The following is a 1116-nucleotide window of genomic DNA, read 5'->3' on the forward strand; positions in this document are numbered from 1 at the left end:
GGCCGCAGGCCGCGAAGATGCCGACGCCGATCAGCACCTTCTCCCGGCCGGTCAGCAGGCGCCGGCCGCCGGCCACGGGCGAGACAGGATCGTTGGAGGCGGCGGCGCCCCTGGTGGCCGTTGCGTCGCTCACTGTCTGATCTCCCGCACCACATCGGGGCTGGTGGTGCCGGTGCCGGGGTTGCGCCCGGTGGCATCGAAGGCCCGGTTGAGGATGCACAGCACCAGGCCGCCGTCCCGCAGGCGGAAGGTGCCGTTGGTCTGGTGGATGGTGATGAGGCCCGAGGTGTTGGCCGAGTAGTTCACGGCCGCCTCGCGTCCGTCCGCGAGGACGGAGAAGATGGCCGGCACGCGACGATTGCCGGGGAAGCGCAGGAAGGTGGATTGCCCGTCGTCCCACACCTCGGCCGGGGCCAGGTCACGGTCGCCCTGGCCGTCGTAGTTCCAGTTCAGGACGCCGGGCGTGGCGGCGTTCGTGCTGGCCAGCACTAGGCGCTCACGCGCCTGCCGGTCGGCCAGCTCGCGGCGGCGCGTCTCGGCCGCGGCGTTGGCCGCCTGCCGACGAGCTGCCGCCGCAGCCGCCGCGGCGGCGCGTTCCTCAGCGGGGTAGGTGAAGCGCACGAGGTAGTAGGTATCCGGGGCGTCCGCGGTCAGTGGCCCCTCTCGCGTGGACAGCTCGAAGGTATAGGCGCGCATCACCTCCTTGCCCGTGGTGGGGTCGGTGCTGCGGCCGATGATGAAGAGCGGCTGCGGGTCGAGGTCCCGCAGGGGCTTGAGCATCACGAAGTTGCCGCGGACAGCGGTGAAGAGGTTCCGATCCGTCGAGGCACCGCGGCCGGCGCCGGCCCGCTCGGAGGGAGTGACGGGGCCGCCGGCCAGGGCAATCGGGCCGTTACCGGGGCCGGCGGGCTCGGGCGTGTCCAACAGGGATTGATCCGACACTGGCAGGCCGGCGACCGTCTCACCGGGCGCGAGCTGGATGGTCAGGGTGGCGCCGGGGACGGCATAGAGCTTGACCACCTGTTGCGGGTTGTAGGCGATCACCCGCACGCGGGGATCGGCGCCGGCCGGGGCCGGGGCTTCGCCTGTCTCTTGATCACATCTACGCACAGCTCC

Annotated in this window: 1 protein-coding gene; it reads right to left on the minus strand. The window is 72.0% G+C overall.

The features are described 5' to 3' along the window. Window positions 1-129 precede the first annotated feature (129 nt). On the minus strand, window positions 130-1116 hold a 987-nt coding region (locus ROTAS13_RS24835; RefSeq protein WP_139323581.1), incomplete at its 5' end, for a TrbG/VirB9 family P-type conjugative transfer protein.

Origin of the sequence: Roseomonas sp. TAS13, assembly GCF_001950415.1 — a bacterium.
GTDB lineage: Bacteria > Pseudomonadota > Alphaproteobacteria > Acetobacterales > Acetobacteraceae > Roseomonas > Roseomonas mucosa.